The following is an 18,971-nucleotide window of genomic DNA, read 5'->3' as shown; positions in this document are numbered from 1 at the left end:
CATGTCATCTTTTTCTGAAGCACTGAGCCAACTGCGCGATAACCAACCCCAGGGCAAGTACGGCCTCGCTTTTGAGAAGATGATGGTCAACTATTTCCGCACAGATCCTGTGCTGCGCAGCGAGTACGACCAAGTTTGCCGCTGGACGGATTGGCGCTACAACGGTGGCAAGGCCGATACAGGCATTGATCTGGTGGCCCGCCGCCAGGAGGATCACCGCTGGGTGGCGATCCAGTGTAAGTTCTACAAGCCCACCACCTCCATCCAGAAGTCGCACTTGGATTCCTTCTTCGAAGCCTCGGGTCGCACCTTCACCACCGAGCACGGCACGGAGTCCTTCGCCCAGCGCATCATCATCTCCACCACGGATAAGTGGTCGGCCAATGCGGAGGCCATGCTGGAGAACCAGGGCATCCCCACCAACCGAATCGGCACCGCCACCATCGCGGACGCGCCGATCGACTGGGATCTCACCTTCCCCGGCTCGGATATCGAGATCAATCTGTCCCCGCGCCAGACCTTCGAGCCCCGCCCGCACCAGGCCACCGCTATCGCGAAGACCATCGAGGGCTTCGCCACTCACGACCGCGGCAAGCTCATCATGGCCTGCGGCACGGGCAAGACGTTTACGGCCCTTCGCCTGGCCGAGCAGGTCGCCGAGCTCAACGGTAACCGCGCCCGCGTGTTGTTCCTCGTGCCGTCGATCTCCCTGCTTTCGCAGACCCTCAAGGAGTGGACCGCCCAGCGCCGCTTGGATTTGAAGTCCTATGCGGTCTGTTCCGACACGAAGGTCTCGAAGAAGGCCGAGGATATCGCCTCGTACGACCTCGAAGTCCCGGTCTCTACGAACGGCGCGGATATTGCCGAGCGTTTCTCCCACGGCAAGCGCGCCGCCGGCCTGCAGGTGGTCTTTTCCACCTACCAGTCCCTCCCGGCCGTCCACGAGGCGCAGGCTACTGGCTTGGACGATTTTGATTTGGTGATCTGCGATGAGGCCCACCGCACCACGGGCGTGACGCTGGCCGGCGAGGATGCCTCCAACTTCGTGTGCATCCACGACGCGGACTACATTCGTGCTGCTCGCCGCCTGTATATGACCGCGACCCCTCGTTTGTTCGACGACGCTACGAAGGGCAAAGCCGCAGAGCATTCCGCGGAACTCGCGTCCATGGATGATGAGGCCGTGTATGGGCCGGAATTCCACCGTCTAGGCTTCGGCGAAGCCGTGGAGAAGGGCCTGCTCACGGACTACAAGGTGCTGGTCATGACCGTGGATGAGGAAGTGGCCGCCGAGGCCCTGTCCCGCGGCCCGCAGGAGGTCAACCTCTCGCTGGCCTCGGCGATGATCGGTGCGTGGAACGGCCTGGCGAAGCGCTCCGGCAAGGAGCAGGGCACCAAGCACGGCTTCGATATCGATGCCGCCCCGATGAAGCGCACCGTGGCGTTTGCCAAGGACATCAAGACCTCAAAGCAGATCGTGGAGAGCTACCCCACGCTGGTGGCCGCCCACCAGCAACTCCTGCGCGAGAAGGCAGCCCTCAACGAGGTCTCCTTGCACAACGTGGACCTGGAGATCGCCGCCCGGCACGTCGATGGCGCGATGAACGCGATGGAGCGCAACTCCCGCCTGTCCTGGTTGGAGGCCGACGTGCCGGAGAACCAGACTCGCGTGCTCTCGAACGCGCGGTGCCTCTCCGAGGGCGTGGACGTTCCCGCCCTCGATGCGGTTGTGTTTTTCAATCCACGCAACTCCATGGTGGACGTGGTCCAGTCCGTTGGCCGCGTGATGCGCAAGTCCGAAGGCAAGGATTATGGCTACATCATCCTGCCCGTGGCGGTGCCACCCGGAAAATCCCCCTCGGAGGTATTGAGCGATAATCGCCGCTTCAAGGTGGTCTGGCAGATTCTCAACGCGCTGCGCGCGCACGATGACCGCTTCAACGCGAAGGTAAATTCCATCACCTTGAACGAGTCCGCGCCCGAAGAGCTGCCCATTGAGGTGGAGCACGTGGAACGCCCGGACGAGGTGGAGAATCGGAAACTGGATGGCGTCGAGAACACAACCGACCGAGCGGCCGCGCTGGATTCGGCCGACGAGGTGACTGCGCAGACGTTGGCGCTGTTCTCGCTGGAGCAGTGGCAGGAGGCCTTGTACACGAAGCTGGTGGACAAGGTAGGTACGCGCACCTACTGGGAGGATTGGGCTGATGACGTGGCTGATATCGCCGACGCCCAAACAGCCCGCATCCGCAGTTTGCTCGGGAGCGCCGATGCCGCGCTGCGCAAGGAGTTCGAGGCGTTCGTGGATGGGCTGCGCGGTAACCTCAATGACTCCATTACGGAGGACGAGGCGATCGGCATGCTCTCGCAGCATCTGATTACCGCGCCGGTGTTCAATGCGCTGTTCTCGGAGTACGACTTCGCCGCACACAATCCGGTGTCAAGGGTGATGCAGCGGATGGTTGATGCGCTAGCGGATAAGCGCCTGGAGTCGGAGACGGAGGGGTTGGAGAAGTTCTACGAGTCCGTTCGCGTGCGTGCCTCGGAGGTCACGAGCGCTTCGGGTAAGCAGCAGGTGGTCAAGGAGCTGTACGAGCGCTTCTTCCGCAAGGCCTTTAAGAAGCAGGCGGAGGCGTTGGGCATTGTGTACACGCCGGTGGAGATTGTGGATTTCATTCTCCGCAGCGCCGATGACCTGCTGAAACAGCATTTTGGCCGCGGGCTGACGGATGCGGGTGTGCATGTCCTCGATCCCTTTACGGGTACGGGCACGTTCTTGGTGCGTTTGTTGCAGTCGGGGTTGATTCGCCCGGAGGATTTGGCGCGCAAGTACGCCAGCGAGTTGCATGCGACCGAGATTATGCTGCTCGCGTACTATGTCGCCGCGGTGAATATCGAGACGACGTTTAACGCGATCATGGCGGAGCGTCGCCAGTTGCAGGTGGAGTCGGGTCTGCCGGATCCGGTTTCCACGTGGGATGAGCGTTTGCGACAGTTGCGTGGTGCGTCTGCGGTGGAGTCCACCCACGGCCGTGAGGTCACCGGCAGTGAGCCGTTGGGCAGTTCCGTTTCTGCTGGTCAGGCTACTTCCGAGCCTGCCGACGACGCTGACTCCCACGCGTATGTCCCCTTCGGCGGCATCGCGCTTGCTGATACGTTCCAGGTGTATGAGGAGGGTGACGCCCTCGACCTGGACGTGTTCGTGGAGAATAACGAGGCAATCCAGCGGCAGATGCAGGCGCCCATCCACGTGATTGTGGGTAACCCGCCGTATTCCGTGGGGCAGAACAGCGCGAATGACCTCAACGCGAACCTCAAGTATCCGTCGTTGGATGCTCGGATTGAGGAAACCTACGCGGCGAAATCAACGGCGGTCAATAAGAACTCGTTGTATGACTCCTATCTGCGTGCTTTCCGCTGGGCCACCGACCGCATTGGTGACCAGGGCATTGTCGCGTACGTGTCGAACGGTGGTTGGCTGGATGCCAATACCGCCGACGGCGTGCGTTTGGCTATGGCCGAGGACTTTAGCGATATTTACGTCTTCAACTTGCGTGGAAATGCACGAACTGCCGGTGAATTGCGTCGCAAGGAAGCCGGAAATGTGTTCCGCGATGGTGGTCGAACCACAATCGCGATTACCTTTGGCGTAAAAGATCCCAAGCGTTCGGGCTGCACGATTCATTACCGCGATATTGGCGATTATCTCAGTGCCGAGGAAAAGCTCGACATCGTTAAGCATGCCTCAATTAATTCCCCGCCTTGGGAACAGATTGAGCCCAATAAATATGGTGATTGGCTCAACCAGCGTTCCGAGGAGTTCGAGACCTGGCCGGTCTTAGGCGACAAGAAGAATAAGCAGGTCAAGAAGTTTTTTGCTAGTTACTCCGCTGGCCTGCAGACTAATCGCGATGCGTGGGTCTACAACTTTTCGCTTAAGAACCTGAACACCAATGTCCAAGCCTTTGTACAAACCTACGAAAATGCGCGGCAGGTAGCCGGAGATAAGAAGCTTTCGGCTAAGGACTTATTCCAGGAGCTTCCCGAGTTCGTTGATAGTCGAGCGATTAAGTGGTCATCTAGTTTGGAGGCTTATCTTAACCGCGGTGTCCAACTCAAAAAAGAGAATGCCGAAACTATTGCGCTTTATCGGCCATTCTGCCGTGAACACGTGTACTTCAACCAATATCTGAACCACCGCGTCTATCAACTCACGTCGATGTTCCCGACACCGGAACATGACAATATTGGGATTCTAATTACATCTCCGGGCGGAAATGCTCCGTTTACGGCAAATGCAACTAATTTGATTCCCGATCTTGTCTCAGTGACCGGTGCAGGTAATGCCGCGCAGTTCTTCCCCCGGTGGACGTGGGAGCGTGTCGAGGTTTCTGACGGTGAGTTGGATTTGGCGTTGGGGCAGTCGTCGTCGGCAAGTATGAAGGGCAGGGAGGGCGAAATCCTCTCCGGGTACCGGCGTGTGGACAATGTGACGGATGAGATTTTGGCGGAGTACCGCTCGGCGCTGGGGGACGTGACGAAGGACGACATTTTCTATTTCGTGTACGGGCAGCTGCATGATCCGGCGTACCGCGCGAAGTATGCGGCCGATCTGAAGAAGATGCTGCCGCATATTGCGACGCCGCAGTCGCGGGAGCGGTTTGACCAGGTGGCGGCGGCTGGCCGGGAGTTGATGGCTCTGCACGTCGGCTACGAGGAGGTTGAGCCGTACCCGCTGGATGTGCAGGCCAAGCAGGGGGTCTCCGAAGACGAGCGCGAGACCTGGCGTGTAGCGAAAATGAAGTGGGCGAAGCGAAAGGACCCGGAAACTGGAAAGACGGTCAATGACGTCACCAAAATCATCTACAACACGAAGGTGACGATCTCTGGCATTCCGGCGGAGGCAGAAGAATACATGCTCGGCTCACGCTCAGCTCTAGAATGGGTTATCGACCGCTACCAGGTGAAGAAGGACAAGGCCTCGGGCATCGTTAACGACCCCAACGAGTGGGCCGACGAGGTGAGCAATCCTCGCTACATCGTAGATCTCATCGGGAAGGTCACGCGCGTCGCTGTGGGAACAGTACGCATCGTGCGTGGCTTAGAATACTAGGTCTTTATTCTCTATTCACCGGTTTTGTGAAGTTGCACAGTCCCGGTAGACCATCACAGCTGGGTTCATAATTCACGTCTCTCGTGGTAGTTCTCGCAGGGAAGCGGTGGTCGGCTTTTCTGAGCATTAGCCTCCCTGGAATAGTTCAGTTTCAAACCATGCCTACCAGGTTTGAAGCCTTGTGGAAATACGGTCTCTTTGGAGTAGAGTGCGTTTTGAACGTCGGCATTGTTCAATTTGGCTCCTAAGAGGTCGGTGTCTCGGAGGTCGGCGTTTCGGAGGTTGGCCTGACGGACGTCGGCTCGCATGAGCTTGGCATGGTGGAGACGCGCGGCCCTGAGCCTAGCGTGGTGGAGTTTTGCTCTAAGAAGTTCAGCGCCTTGCAAACGTGCGTTAACGAGATTGGAGCCTTGCAACCTGCTGTCCCATAGGCACGCGTGTTGGAGCTGTGCTTTGGCGAGGTTGGCGTGTTGGAGCTGTGCTTTGTTAAGGTCGGCGTGTTGGAGCTGCGCTTTGGCGAGGTTGGCGTGTTGGAGGTTGGCGCCGCCGAGCTGGGCGTCTTGGAGGTTGGCGCCGCCGAGTCGGGCGTTCTGCAGGTTTGCTCCGACAAGAAGAGTGCGCCTCACGTAAACGCGATTTAGTTGCGCATCCTTTAGCCAGGCCCCATCCAGGTTGAAGTGGTGCCAAGATTTTAAGGAAGGCTCAGATGATTCTGAGATAAGATACGCACGGTCTGTATGCACCCGGAGGAGATCAGCACGTGCTCGCTGCACCATATTCTGACGGTCTTCGTCACATATAGAGTCTTCGTCGGTGGCACCGGGCAGCTTTTGGCAGAAGATGAGGGTGACGATTTCTTGGCGACGCTGTTGTACCTCCTCAAAGGTCAGATCATGGCGTTCCCGTACACCTTCACCATCTGGGCTCTGTGATTCACCGTCTGGTATTGCTCCGTAGGCAACTCCTAGGTTCCACCAGTCGTCGGCTAAGCCCCCAAGCTCGATGAGGCCGGCAACCTGCGTAAAACCGTTTGTCGAAGAGAGGTGGTTGATAGCCGTTGCCAGACGGCTACCAAGGGCTTCCTTTCTCTTGCTAAGCTCCTGTAATTCCAGTCGTCTGTTTTCATTTAGGATTCGGTTGCGCTCTATCATTTCTCGCTGAGCGAAGTCCCTCTTCCATCGTGAGTAGAGGATAACCGTTGAAATCACAGCTCCGACCATGGCTAAGAATGCTGGTGAGAGGATCTCTACAGCTTTGGCGAATGTTAGCTTCCACGAGAAAACCGAGATAACGACACCAGCGCTGATAAGGAAAAAACGACAACGAGGACGACTTCCTTCCACTCACTAAACCATGAATTCCACTTACCTAACCAAGCCTTAGCTCGGCTATCGGCGATTTGTGATTCGCCTTTCCAGAACCTTTCTCGGGGAGGCTCTACTGATTCGTTCTGTGCTGTGTCGTCTCCCTCATGTGAGGAAGTCTCGGCTGTTGGATTGGGCTTCTCTCTAGGGTGGTCATTTGCCATGCACTCAGTGTAGTTGGATAACGGACATGTTCTAACTTTGTTCAGCGAGACTGACTTTCAGAGTAAGCGTCGAGCTTGGCGTGGGAGAACCCGAGCAATAGCCGGTGAAGTTCGTAGAGCCGTCTCCCTTCGGGACGTACTACGCTTTGCCGTTGTTGTACGCGCACGGCGAATTGTGAATGTAAGGATCCAAAAATTAGCGATCCAATGAGACGTATATACTCGTCGCTAGGGTTGGGGAGTGGAAGCGGCGGAAGATACCCGATGAGCCCTGTCGCATGAGAGAGATCGCGGCCTTCCGTAGGAGTGGGAGAAGCTCCGGAAAGTGCACGGTGAGGAACTGTTCTGCGCTTCCTACAGGCAGGCTCAGTGTATCTCGTGGTGCCACCCGGTAGTTGGTCCTGCTGACAGACCAGTGGAGGTCTGGGGTGTTGGGGCGGGTGGTGGCGTCGGAGGAAAGGAGGATCTCTTCGCCAGCGTTTAACGGCGACAGATTGGAGGGAGAGTCCTCGGCGAATATCGGTAGGATGGTGTTTTCCGGGAAGTTGAGATGAACCCAGAATGTCGGCTGGATGACATCGGAGTCGATGACCAGGGGGTCGGTGGACGGAAATTGGCGGCGCGGGAAGTATGCGAGTTCGAGAATGCCGGTGTTCAAGGAAGCGAAGCGTCCTCCGGAGGTGGAAGGCATATCTGAGAGGGTCCAGTAGTCGAGTTCGGTGTCGACAGCGTTCGGAATAATGTTCTTGAGGAGAAATCCGAGGTCTTGGATGATCGCTGCGTGGACACCCTGCCAGATTCCCTGCTGGTGCGAGGGTTGTGCGAAATAGGCGGCTAGCTTCGTGTTCGCCGAGTTGTTGGATAGGGCAACGGAGCTCGATGAACCCTGAGCACGATGTATTGGTTGGCCTGCAGCAATCCGCTTGCGCAATCTGCCCAACTCGTAGTTGGGCGCACCGGCCGCCCAGTGGTGCTGTTCTTCGATGGTCACGACCTTGTCGAGAGGTGCCGGTCGCTCGTGCCCCAAATTCCCCGCCTTGTTCCGCAGCGTGTGACCAGTTTTGCGTAACCGTTGGATCTCTGAACGTTCCGCCTCATCGAGGTCGCCTTCAAGGATGGGGCGGAAGCGAATGGCAATAATGTCTGCCCACGGCTCGTGATGAGAAGAGCCGTGGACATGGGTGGCGAAACGCGAGACCACGTTTACAGACTGGCCCACATAGAGTTCGCCGTTTGCGAACTCGAGAACATAGATGCCTCGGCGGTCGCGCTGGATGAGAGGTGCAATGGATTGCCCAGGGGACAGAGGCCAACGCTGATAGACGGGGCGGTCTTCAGGGGTAGCGCTGTTCACATGGGCCTCCAGTGTCAGACTAAGAACTGGCCTAAGCGTACCGATTGTTAGTGAATTTTCATCGCCCGGTGGCTCGCCGTAGATGTAGAAGCCATGGCTGAGAGCTAGAAAGTCAACTGTTCGTCACCAAGGCGTTGAAAGAATTCTTCTTCGGTAAGCACCTCGATAGGTGAGACCGCTGCACGAAGTTTTGCTGTCTTGGTGAGCCTGCGAGGAGCGGACACCCCTTCGGTCCATAAGCTGGGATTTGGAATACTGACTTCCAAGATCGTTGACTTTTTCGTTAGGTTCTTTTCCGTGGCACGCCCCAAAGCCTCAACGAGCTGCTGGACTCCAGCGCGCTGTTCTAGCTGTAGGGTTTCGGTGATCATCACTCTCTCACCCCTGAGAACCGTGGAATTGCCAAATTGCGCGACCTAATCCTCCACTACGGATCGGTTGACTCCAGCTGCCGCGTGCCGGCGACGGGTCCCACTGGGAGGGCAGAGTTCAACCAGGCGATCGAACACGTATTCTTACTGCATACGTGTGAAGATCCGGCTGCACGCCTCAGCATCTGCGTTGGATTCGTGGTGCTCAAAAGTTTCACCCGGAAAGCAATAGTCGAGGACCGCATCAAGATCCTTTCGGTCTAGATCTGGCGCAATAAAACGGCGAGCCATTCGCAGCGTGCACAGCCGAGAGTTGACAAATTCAGGGTGTTCGCAGGTGGCGCCGAGATCAGAAAGAACGTAGCCATCGAAAGTCATGTTGTGGGCGACGGGGGTCGATCCCCGATGAAGTTGGCAACGGACTACCTAATACCAGACCACTCTGGTGCATGGGTTACATCCTCGGCCGTGATGCCGTGACCCCACGCGTTGACGGGATTGAAGTAGCCAACGTTAGCTTGGGGGCGAAGCACCGTATGGAAACGATCCATAATGATTCCGTGGTTGTAGAAGGCCACTAGGTTAGGGCGTAAGCGGAACGGCATTGCTCGTAGGCGGTTCCGAAGTAGATAGCAACGAATTCTTGCATGAGGTTGTTGATGTGTGTGAGGGGCCGGACAACGTCTTTTGCAAAGACGATAGCGTTAGTCCAGTACATAGGAGAAGACGTTGCTGCAAGCGTTCGAATTGCGGGGATTTTCCGAGAAGCTGTCCAGCACGCCGGTAGTGTGAGAAGCACGGCCACATGCGTGATCATATGCCAGGCGTTAGGGCACGTACCTCAAACCCAAGGAGCTCAGAAGTTGAAAGGCAACGTTCGGGACATTGTTCTCCTCTTCGATGGGAACGATAAGCAGTTGATTATCCCCGTTTACCAGCGCAATTACGATTGGGGTGAAGCGCAGTGTGCTCGGCTCTTTGACGACTTGATTGAAATAGTCCGGCACGACCGGGTTAAGCATTTTTTCGGTGCTGTCGTAGGAAAGCCTGAAACTTCCTTCGACTGGATTGTTATCGATGGTCAGCAACGTCTCACCACCACCAGCCTGTTGATGCTGGCTCTCGCGGACGCGCTCGATGCTGGGGTTGTTGAGTCGGAAGATTCAGAATTGAGCAGCAAGATTCGTCGCAACTACCTCAAGGGTGCCGGTTACACGGCGGATTCTGAGACGAAGTTGAAGTTGAAGCCTGTGAAACACGATTTGGACGCCTATCGAAGGCTGCTTCAGCGTGATGAACCCAAAGAAGAATCCACTATCACGCGCAACTATCGGTACTTCCGCGAGCGCATAGCCGAAAAGGAACTCACTGGTGATGAACTGTGGACCGCGATCCAGCGGTTGGAAGTCATGGCTCTGGATCTAGAACCCCACGATGAACCGCAGCGCATCTTCGAATCTTTGAATTCCACAGGTAAAGAGCTTAAGGAATCTGACAAGATTCGAAACCTCGTGCTCATGGGCTTGGATAACGCTACGCAGGAACGTCTCTACGAGCGTTACTGGAATGAGATTGAAAGGAACGTCGGTTTCGAAACAGACACCTTCATCCGTCTCTATCTGATTTCTCAAACCCGAAAAACTCCTCGATTCGATGCCGTTTACGAGGCATTTAAGGTCTACCTTCGAGGCCTCGATGAACCCGTGGAACAAACCTTGGCGCTCATGCGCAGCTATTCAGAGCACTACCGCGATATCAACCAATCGCGGACCGGAGTGCCCGCCGCAGACCGAAGGCTTCGCCGCTTCAACCTCCTGAACCGCGAAGTGGCCCTTCCGGCCCTCATGCCGATTGTGGGAGACCTCAAAGAAGAACAGCTGTCTCCGGAAGAATTCACAAAGATCGTCATTTTGGTGGACAGCTACCTGTTCCGACGAGCAGTGGTGGGTGCCCAATCGAACGCCCTTAACAAGATTTTTGCCACACTCTACAGCGAAGCTCGAAGACTAGTGACCGATGACAGCTCCCTAGAAGACGCAATCATCTACCTGCTCCGACGTAGAGACGGCACGTCGGGAGAGTTCCCGAACGACGAAGAATTCAGTGAACAGTTCCTCACCCGAAACTTCTACAATTTCCGTCTCGAAAACCGGCGCTACCTTTTCGAGTGCTTGGAAAACCTCAACTCGAAGGACATTTTGGATATCGCCTCCGGTATCGACGCGGGTGACATCTCTATTGAACACATCATGCCGCAGACCCTCACTAAGGAATGGCGTGAAGAGCTTGGCCCGAACTGCGAAGAAATCCACAAGACGTGGCTGCATCGGATCGGCAACCTCACCGTTACTGGTTACAACTCCGAGTACAGCAACTACACCTTCGCCCGCAAGAAAGAGTTGCCAGGAGGATTCGACTCCTCTCCGTACCGTCTCAACTCCGATGTTCGTGATGCATCACAGTGGGATGAGGCCGCAATGAAGCGGCGATCCCAAAGACTGCTACAAGACGCGATCGATTACTGGCCCATGATCGAGACGGACTTCGAGCCTGTGAGGGAGCCACTGCCTTCGATGCCGATGGGCGAAGACAACAACTTCAGTAAACGGGCCATCGTCTCCTACGAGTTCGACGGAGCCTCCCACACCGTGGGGAGTTTCCGGGATCTCATTCGCGGCGTTATTCGAACGTTGTCCGGCGAATACTACGAAGTAATTCGTGCTTATGCCGAGCAAGGTGCCCCTGGTCTGTCTGCAGGCAGTGAGCCGGGGTACAGCGGCCAGGAGGAGATTGTTCCGGGACTATGGGCTGTCACCAGTTCGTCGACCGCTTCGAAAATGACATTGCTGCGAGGACTTTTCCGCGCATTAGGGTTGGACCCCAATGATCTTGTGATCTACATGCGGCCGAAGACTGGAGCCGAACCAGAAGAAGACACCAGGGTAAAAAAGTTTGCGGAACTCACGAAGTTTATTCCTCGATTCGATGAGTTGGTCGATGCACCTAGTTCCGATCCCATCCTCCCAGAACTAAGAGCAGAGTTCCTCACGGTGTTCACAAAGTTCGCTGTTCCGGAGTGGCATGGGATTGTAACCTCTGTGCCGACTAAACCCGAGCTGGAGAGGGATACGTCCAGCTACAACGCGGAAAAGGTCTTGGCCGTTCTGACAGCAATCCAGCAGATTGACACGATGATGCCCGGAACGTTTAACTCCAAGGTGTGTGATGGCTCAGTAAGCCATTTGTTGGAGCGGCTTGCCCAGGTGGACACAGTCGAGACCTAGGTCGGCTACCGCTTGAGTTCCAAACCTAGGAGCGGATGTCTGTCGCGTGTAGCGCAACGGGTCATGCACAAGAAACCAATTCTTCGACACCGAACGCTCGCCAGTCTCACAGATCGTCTCAACATTTCTCGGTAATCCCCGTCAGCCCAAGAGGCGAACCCGAGGAAATGTTCTGGCAGGAAAACCCGCTCTGCCCGGATCGTGGTTTGGCTAGGCAGCAGCATCAGCGGCCACCAACGAGGAATTGAACAGAGCGACTACCATCGACCATGCTCACCTCCTCAGATGATTCCGCAACGTTCCTCGCGTAGGTGACTGTGTGTTGGTAAATAGCAAGATAACTGGGCCCCTCTCTATATAGGAACTGTGGAAGGTTTCGCGTGGTAACTATTCCCGGTGAACCCACGATCGCCCCAGTTGGAGCGGTCGAACAGTGGCTTGCTCGCGTTCCCGTACAGCGGGGGCTCGGACTTCTTTCGATACAGTAGTTCAGAACGTACCTTCGGAGCTCGGCTTCGGGTTATCGCACTGCATTCTCTGAGACGCGCCACAACGCGATAGCGCGGCTCGAACCTGCGCTCTCAGGAAAGGAATATCCAGGCCCTATGGAACCCACACCAGTCAACGACGATCAGAGCCTTAGCTGGGTTCCCTTCTTTGCCGAGATGTCCGACACACTCAAGGACTACCAAGATCGTCGCGCAGAGCTACTCACCAGACTCCGTGACGCAGCCGAGGCGTCCGGGCGGCCCTCGCTGTTTAACCTCCTATGGACTTATAGCAAGGGTGGCGCTCGCTACGAAGCCGATGATGTAGACCCATTCACAGTCTTTGCGGTGATCAATCGGCAAATCTCCTTGAGCAGCAAAATCGCCGTATGCACTGGATTCAAGCAGGCCCTCGGGCTCAACTCGCCCGTACCCACCGGGTTCGCTGGGGTGCCCCAGGTCAACAACATGCGGTCCAGGTTTGAATCGCGAGATGCCGACGCGGGCAACACCGCCTTCTACGACAACATCTGGGCACTCTTCACTGCTGCGCTGGAACTGGCCACACCGAACACCCCGGCTATCCCCACCCAAAGCGAGAACCCCGCTGGCAACCGCAACGGGGAGGCATTCGGCGAATACGGCGGTAGCGGCGTCGAGAGGCAACTGGCTACCGAAGGCGAAGCCTACGAAAGGTTTGTTACAGCCTTCGACGTAGCAACTGCGGGACGGGCGCGTGGCTCATACACCATGGCGCTGTTTTGGATCAGAGCCCAGCACTACCTGCCACTCGATTCGCGCACCATCGACTACCTCCAAGGGTTGACCAGTACCGAATCGCCGGATGAAGAACCGATTGCTGCGCGCATGGCGTGGTCGAAGTTGCCTCGATCTATCAAAGGCAGTGAGTACATCGACGTATGCAACAACGTGCGCGCCTGGATCGCCGAAGACGCATCGCTACCTGCAACGTTCCCGGAGCTATCGGATTCCGCGTACCTGGCCCCCGCGGCCAGTGACGGGGACGTGGAATCAGAGGAAACCCCATCGTCGCCAACGGCGCACTCGGCAGACAACGCCGGTAGCTCAGAGGCAGTAGAGGCCGCCATCAAGTACACCGTCGCGGACATCGTGGACGCAGGTTGCTTCATGCCCGGAGACGACCTCGAGGCAATCCTCACGCGTTGGCGGGAAAAGAAGAACCTCATTCTGCAGGGCCCACCCGGTACAGGGAAGACATGGCTGGCGAAGAAGCTCGCCTACGCTCTGATCGGCACGGATTCGGACGAGACCATCACTGCCGTGCAGTTCCACCCTTCAACGTCCTATGAGGACTTCGTCCAGGGGCTCCGGCCCGATGCGGAACGCGGCCTCGTGGTACAGGATGGGCCTTTCATGGACGCCATCTACGCCGCCGCGGGCGAAGAGGACGAAAAGACGAAACACGTTGTCCTGATCGAGGAGATCAACCGCGGCAACCCGGCGCAGATCTTTGGTGAAATGCTGACTCTCCTTGAGGCGGACAAGCGCAACAGCGGTAGTGCGCTGAAGCTGCTGTACGCCTCCGGTGACGATGATGCGATCCACGTCCCGCCGAACCTGTACGTCATCGGCACGATGAACCAAGCCGACCGGTCACTGGCCATGGTCGATATGGCTCTGCGGCGCCGATTCGGGTTTGCCACGTTAAAGCCGAGTTTGGGAGGGGAATGGCTGCAGTACTGCGTCAGCAAGTGCGGCCGCGACGAAGCGGTTCTGACACAGATCGCGGAGCAGATCACGGCCGTCAATGCGTTGATCGAGGATGACGTGAACTTGGGCTCGGCCTATTGCATCGGGCATAGCTTCGTGACCCCTGGTCGGCGCAGCAGCCCACTATCCGCAGACGAAACCAGAGCATGGTTTGGCCGAGTAGTGGAAACGGATCTCCAGCCGCTCCTAGAGGAGTACTGGTACGACGATCCCGACCGTCTGAAGGAGGCATTAGCACTGCTCAACGAGGTTCACGTGCAGTGAGTGAGCACGAGGGCTTTGACATCAGCAGGTACGTCCCCGTCCGGAGCCTATGGGTGCTGCAGCTCTACGCGTCGTCGGCGTTGACCTGCGGGGCGGTGACGGACTCCGGGGTGGACGATCCCGATGCCGACATTCCATTGCTGGTCGCCGAGTTGCTGTGCGGCGCAGTGGAGCAGCGGATGAAGCGCGAGCTGACCATCGGGTTCACCCGCACCCAGCGGAACCTCAGCCGGATGCGCGGCAAGATCAACGTGCTGCCAACGCTGCGCGGGCAACTGCTGGAGAAAGGCCAGATCAACTGCACCTTCAACGATCTCACGGTGGATAGCCCGGTGAACCGGTATCTCTTAAGGGCGCTGAACCGAGCAGCCACCACAGTGCAGGCGATGAAGAAGGTCGGGCAGCGCAATGGCACGTTGACGACCGAGCAAGCGAAGGAAGTCGCGGCCCTCGCGGCGCGGGCTCGGAGGTTGTGCCGGACTCTGACCAATTCTGGCGTGCCCTTCCAGTCGGATGCGCCGGAGCCTCGTGGACGACTATCGCGCCAGGACCGCAAGCCCGTGGCGCTGGCCTCCCTGATGTTGCAGCTGCTGCTGCCCGATCGGGGGACGGGTCACGCTGCTGTGAAGCGGTCGGATCTGAGCGAGGAGAAGCTGCGCACGTTGTTCGAGGCCGCTCTTCTGGGGATTTACCGTTTTTATTTGACGCCACAAGGATGGCAAGTCCATGGAGCGAAGGACATTCATTGGGCTGTGGACGACGTGTCCGACGAGGCAGCGGGTCACGAACCGGCGCTACCACGAATGAGGACGGACATTACGCTGGTGGATCCCGAGGGGCGGCTGGTTATCGTGGATGCGAAATTCACGAACATGGCGGCGACCGGCCGCCACGGCGACAAGCTGACCCTGAAACCGGATTACTTGTATCAGATTCACGCTTACGTGACGATGGCTCAGCTGAACCCCGGCCAGCTACGGGGAGTCAGCGCGGGGGAGAAGAAGGTTGGGGGAGTGATGGTGTTCGCCGCTTTGGGTACCGAGGTGCGGCCGGAGTTTCCGCGGCATCAGGAGTGGGTGATGGACGGGCATCCGATGGCGTTTTCGGCACTGGACCTTATGGGCTCAGCTAGGGTGATCCGCGACGATGCCCTCGCTGCAGTGGGGGCGGGGCCGCTGTAACCTTTACTGCCGTTTGTCGGAGCCGCGCCATCGCACAGCATCGCAACAACGGGGAGTAGATCCGGTGCTTATGAACCTTGAATTCGGCCGTGACGAGAAACAGCTACTCCGCGCGAGCGGCCTGTGGCTTCTCATTCTGCGCTCGGAACTTCTTCAAGCAGAAGACGATCAGCGCGATTCCCACGATCGACGCGACTATGGACCCCTCCATGCCGTACTCACCGCCGGAAAGAAGGGCCATTCCGGGGCGTGGCTGAGCGTGAATCAGTGCACCCTCCATCACCAGGCCGCTGACATGGGAACCGTAAATAATGCCCAAGAACATGTTCCAGAAGGTGTGGCCGGCGCCAATCTTCCATGAGTCGCCCGTCATCAAATAGGCGGAACCGAACACCAAACCGAAAATCACAAGGTTCACCATGCCCATGACACTCATATTCGAATTGGTACCATGCAACGCAGCGAACATGAGCGATGTCACGATCAAAGCAACGAAAACATTCATCGACTTCGCGAACTGAGGTAACAAGTATCCGCGGAAGATGATCTCTTCGAATGCGCCCTGGAACAGGAAGAAGGCCATCGTAATGAGGAACGTAGGGACCGCAGCCTGAGTCAGCGCCCAGGAAATGTCGATACCGCGCAGCAGCAAGTTTGAAACGAACACGATTGTAATCGCCCCGATGCCCACCACCATGCCGAAGAGGTATCGGCGCGGCCATCCCTCAGCAATCCACCCCTGCGTTCGTAGCGACATCTTCGAAACCTTCGAGATGAACCACAGTGCAAAAAGCGTATTCGCAGCCATGCCGAGCAGGGTGGCCAACGTGAATTCCTTCTCCTCGGCTGACGGGAAGATGAGGCCGAACGCGAAAGAAAACAAGCTTCCGGTTACAAGGATGATAAACGCGGAGACCGCCACAGGAATAACAATGTTATCCTTCACGGACTTCCGTGGAATTGCTGCAACGTGTTGAGAGAACACGACATCTCCTTTCCGATGAACGGGGTGCCAAAGCTACTCCAACAAGCTCCAGCTCAAGGCAGAAGCAACACTATATACAAAACTGTACATTTGTCCAGTAGGTAAAGATCGGATCGGAGCCTCGATTTCGCCTGCTCGAGCGGTTGAGTTGGATTCGCTGCAGAGAGCCGCAGAGTGGCGTCGAGAAAAAGACTAGGAGCTGGACTGGGAGTAGCTCGAAAAGGAGGGGATAGGGGAGGACTCCGCCGTGGCGGCGTTCGCGATGACGTGGCGCATGGTGCGCAGGGCGTCGGCGTCGCCGGGGTGGGGTGTTATGAAGTAGGTGTCGTGGACCTGGGTCATGGCGTCCACGGCGTGGGCGGGATCGACCTGCCACGCGGCGCACACGATGTCACCATGCAGGCAGTAGCTCGTGCGGTTCGGAGTGTAGGCGCCGAAGAAGGAATGGCCGGGAAGGATCTGCGCGGGATTGCCGATGGAGATCACTCCGCCGAGCTGGCCGCGGCGGGCGAGCTCCTGCTCGTTGGCGCCAAGGACGAACGAGCCCTGGGAGTAGCCAATGAGCACGTACTTCGGTTTGCAGCCGGAGGCGGCCTCGTACTCGGCGACCTGCTGCATCGTGCCGGGGATACCCACGCGAGCACTGTTGAGGAACTCGGTGATGGAATGGTTGACGATCTCCAGCGGAGACTGGCGCGACAGCAACACAGCGAGGCGCTGGAGGGTCTCGGTGGGGGTGAGATCCTCGCCTTCCTCGGCGAGCGGCGGGAGGGGGAAGGCGGCGGGGTAGTGCTCGGCGTCGAGTCCGATGACGGGCACGTTGGTCAGCAGGCTTGTGCCCGCTTCTTGCTGGTTCTGCTTCTCCGCCTCGAGCAGAAGGCCGCGGATGTTCGGGCCCTCGTAGCCGTTGGAGGCAGTGGGATTCGCGCCGTAGGTGGTGGGCGTGATCATGCCCGAGCCGTTTTGCTCCGAGCCGCGCGCGGCGATGATGGCCGTGGCGGGGCAGGTGGGAGCGGCGGCGCCAGCAGGTTCAGCGGCTGCCGTGGTTGCGGCCAGCGGAGCCACCGCAGTGAGTGCAGCAACAGCAACACCCGCCGCCACCGCGCGCAGCGAACGGGATGCGCGGCGCGGCGAACGGCGGGTGGGCAGGCTGCTTGACTGGCTGCTGGCATTGCCGGTGGACCGGCGATTAGCGCGGAAAGTAGGCAGGAAAATCACCCGCCGATTATCGCACGTGCTGCACAGTAATGCTGAGAACCAGCTGAGCACACGGGGGTAGCCGGTGCCCCAGCGCCAACCAAGCCCCAGCCCCGGCCCTAACAGCCCTAGCCCAGGCGAGAAATGAATTCCTTCACCACGTAGGCGCCGATCTGCTTGGCCTTGTCGTCAGCGGACTTCGCAGCCTTGTACGCCGGCTCTGCGGCATCCTCGCCGTCCTGCACGCGAGCCCACTCGCGGAACTCCTCCGGGCTCACCTCCGGGTGGAACTGCACACCCAGGGCGGACTTGATGCGCACGGCCTCCACCGGGCAGCGATCGGAGTGCGCCAGCAGAACGCCCTCCGGCGGCAGCTCGGCCACGTAGTCGCTGTGGGATTCGTACACCGTCAGCGGCGCGAGGTCCTGCACGCCGCCGAACCAATCATCGGCCTTGCCCTCGTCGGTGACCTCCACGGTGACCACGCCGTCTTCCTTGTGGGCCAGGGAGCCCACCTCAATGTGGCCGCCCATCGTGCGGTTCAGCAGCTGGTGGCCGAAGCAAGTGCCCAGCACCGGCAGGCCCTTATCTACGGCACCCTTGAGCAGTTTCATTACCGGTGGAATCCACGGGTTCTCATCCTCGGAGTAGCAGTTCATACGGCCGCCACAGATAACAATGCCGGAGATCGAATCCAGCTGCTTCGTGGAGATCGGACCGTCTTCATCGTTGTGCTGGTTCCGGTCCACAAGTGCGGGGAGGTTGATTACGTCGTACATCCGCTCGGCTTCGTCGAGCCAGTGGCTGATGCGAGTTGCGGGGGAAATCGGGTCTGGTTGTAAAATCAGTACGGTCATGCCTGCATGCTACTGAAAACTTCCGGTGCTTTCAGAGGATGAAGTATCACCTACATTGTGCTCCTGGCCTGCAGCTATGCCCGCATCCCGGCCACGTAGGCCGCCTGGGCGAGGTGCGCGCTGGCGTCGTCGACAATCGAGATCAACCGGGTTCCGCGGGAGATCGGTTCGCCGTCGTATTCCGCGATGGTTTCGCCGAGGTCGGAATCGGTGAGCGTGCGGCAGTAGGCGATGAGCGCCTCGAGCGTGGCGTTGATGTAGCCAGTCAGGGTGCCCATCGCGTTGGCGCCGCGCACCTGGATCTGCTCAGCGTCGCTGGGGGAGTGGCCGTAGCCGAGGCTGTCGCCGATCTCCCCGAGGCCGAGCTCGTCGCGGTACAAGCCGGTGCGCCAGATCTCATCGTCGCTGGTCAGGGCCGCGAGCTGCATGTCGATTTCTCGCCCGGTGTGCCACAGCAACCACGCCACGGAGTTCGGGTGACCCTCCGGGTGGTGGTTGAGCTGGTCGGTCGTGAGCGAGGGCAGCGCCGCAAGAGCATCTTTTGGTCTCGACGCCACATCGAGGAGCACATCAATTCCATTCATGGTTCCCATGCTA

Annotated in this window: 11 protein-coding genes; 4 read left to right on the top strand and 7 right to left on the bottom strand. The window is 58.2% G+C overall.

Annotated elements, in window-relative coordinates; all coding sequences use genetic code 11:
- Window position 1 precedes the first annotated feature (1 nt).
- Window positions 2-5,113, top strand: a complete 5,112-nt coding sequence (locus tag LA343_RS10140; protein WP_025403219.1) for a DEAD/DEAH box helicase — start codon at window positions 2-4, stop codon at window positions 5,111-5,113.
- Window positions 5,114-5,178: 65 nt separating this feature from the next.
- Here the strand turns inward: LA343_RS10140 and LA343_RS10135 are convergent, their stop codons facing one another.
- From LA343_RS10135 to LA343_RS10125, 3 genes are all read right to left on the bottom strand, one after another.
- The gene (locus LA343_RS10135; RefSeq protein WP_144084508.1) at window positions 5,179-6,456 is read right to left on the bottom strand and encodes a pentapeptide repeat-containing protein; all 1,278 of its coding nucleotides are present in this window, start codon (window positions 6,454-6,456) and stop codon (window positions 5,179-5,181) included.
- 381 nt (window positions 6,457-6,837) lie between these two features.
- A complete protein-coding gene (locus LA343_RS10130) occupies window positions 6,838-7,995 on the bottom strand; it encodes a GIY-YIG nuclease family protein (protein ID WP_025403216.1) in 1,158 nt (385 codons plus the stop codon).
- A gap of 104 nt (window positions 7,996-8,099) precedes the next feature.
- The gene (locus LA343_RS10125) at window positions 8,100-8,366 is read right to left on the bottom strand and encodes a BRCT domain-containing protein (RefSeq protein ID WP_025403215.1); all 267 of its coding nucleotides are present in this window, start codon (window positions 8,364-8,366) and stop codon (window positions 8,100-8,102) included.
- Between the two features lie 863 nt (window positions 8,367-9,229).
- Between LA343_RS10125 and LA343_RS10120 the strand changes: the two genes are divergently transcribed.
- From LA343_RS10120 to LA343_RS10110, 3 genes are all read left to right on the top strand, one after another.
- Window positions 9,230-11,650, top strand: a complete 2,421-nt coding sequence (locus tag LA343_RS10120; protein ID WP_025403213.1) for a DUF262 domain-containing protein — start codon at window positions 9,230-9,232, stop codon at window positions 11,648-11,650.
- A gap of 605 nt (window positions 11,651-12,255) precedes the next feature.
- Entirely contained in the window at window positions 12,256-14,154 is a 1,899-nt protein-coding gene (locus LA343_RS10115; RefSeq protein WP_025403212.1) for an McrB family protein, read from the top strand.
- Window positions 14,151-15,335 (top strand): 5-methylcytosine restriction system specificity protein McrC, encoded by a 1,185-nt coding sequence (locus LA343_RS10110; protein ID WP_025403211.1) that lies wholly within the window; start codon window positions 14,151-14,153, stop codon window positions 15,333-15,335. Before LA343_RS10115 ends, LA343_RS10110 begins: the two co-directional genes overlap by 4 nt.
- A gap of 103 nt (window positions 15,336-15,438) precedes the next feature.
- Here LA343_RS10110 and LA343_RS10105 read toward each other — a convergent pair whose 3' ends face one another.
- The 4 genes from LA343_RS10105 to LA343_RS10090 form a co-directional block, all read right to left on the bottom strand.
- The gene (locus LA343_RS10105) at window positions 15,439-16,281 is read right to left on the bottom strand and encodes a CPBP family intramembrane glutamic endopeptidase (RefSeq protein WP_144084506.1); all 843 of its coding nucleotides are present in this window, start codon (window positions 16,279-16,281) and stop codon (window positions 15,439-15,441) included.
- Window positions 16,282-16,512: 231 nt separating this feature from the next.
- Window positions 16,513-17,538 carry a cutinase family protein gene (locus LA343_RS10100; RefSeq protein WP_224209158.1) on the bottom strand — a complete coding sequence of 342 codons (1,026 nt, stop codon included), beginning with the start codon at window positions 17,536-17,538 and terminating at the stop codon, window positions 16,513-16,515.
- A gap of 107 nt (window positions 17,539-17,645) precedes the next feature.
- On the bottom strand, window positions 17,646-18,374 hold the full coding sequence (locus LA343_RS10095) for a type 1 glutamine amidotransferase (RefSeq protein ID WP_052337574.1): 729 nt from the start codon (window positions 18,372-18,374) through the stop codon (window positions 17,646-17,648).
- A 74-nt stretch (window positions 18,375-18,448) separates the two neighbouring features.
- A complete protein-coding gene (locus tag LA343_RS10090; protein ID WP_025403207.1) occupies window positions 18,449-18,958 on the bottom strand; it encodes a DinB family protein in 510 nt (169 codons plus the stop codon).
- Window positions 18,959-18,971 lie beyond the last annotated feature (13 nt).

The sequence above is a fragment of the Corynebacterium falsenii genome, from assembly GCF_020099275.1.
In the GTDB taxonomy this organism is placed as follows: domain Bacteria; phylum Actinomycetota; class Actinomycetes; order Mycobacteriales; family Mycobacteriaceae; genus Corynebacterium; species Corynebacterium falsenii.
Note: the sequence above shows the minus strand (reverse complement) of the source record. Positions and strands in the feature narration are given on the sequence as shown.

Excerpts from the sequence above, each read along its gene's own strand:
- LA343_RS10125 (WP_025403215.1), bottom strand. The coding sequence starts at position 8,366 with ATGATCACCGAAACCCTACAGCTAGAACAGCGCGCTGGAGTCCAGCAG.
- LA343_RS10140 (WP_025403219.1), top strand. The coding sequence starts at position 2 with ATGTCATCTTTTTCTGAAGCACTGAGCCAACTGCGCGATAACCAACCC.
- LA343_RS10090 (WP_025403207.1), bottom strand. The coding sequence starts at position 18,958 with ATGAATGGAATTGATGTGCTCCTCGATGTGGCGTCGAGACCAAAAGAT.
- LA343_RS10095 (WP_052337574.1), bottom strand. The coding sequence starts at position 18,374 with ATGACCGTACTGATTTTACAACCAGACCCGATTTCCCCCGCAACTCGC.
- LA343_RS10115 (WP_025403212.1), top strand. The coding sequence starts at position 12,256 with ATGGAACCCACACCAGTCAACGACGATCAGAGCCTTAGCTGGGTTCCC.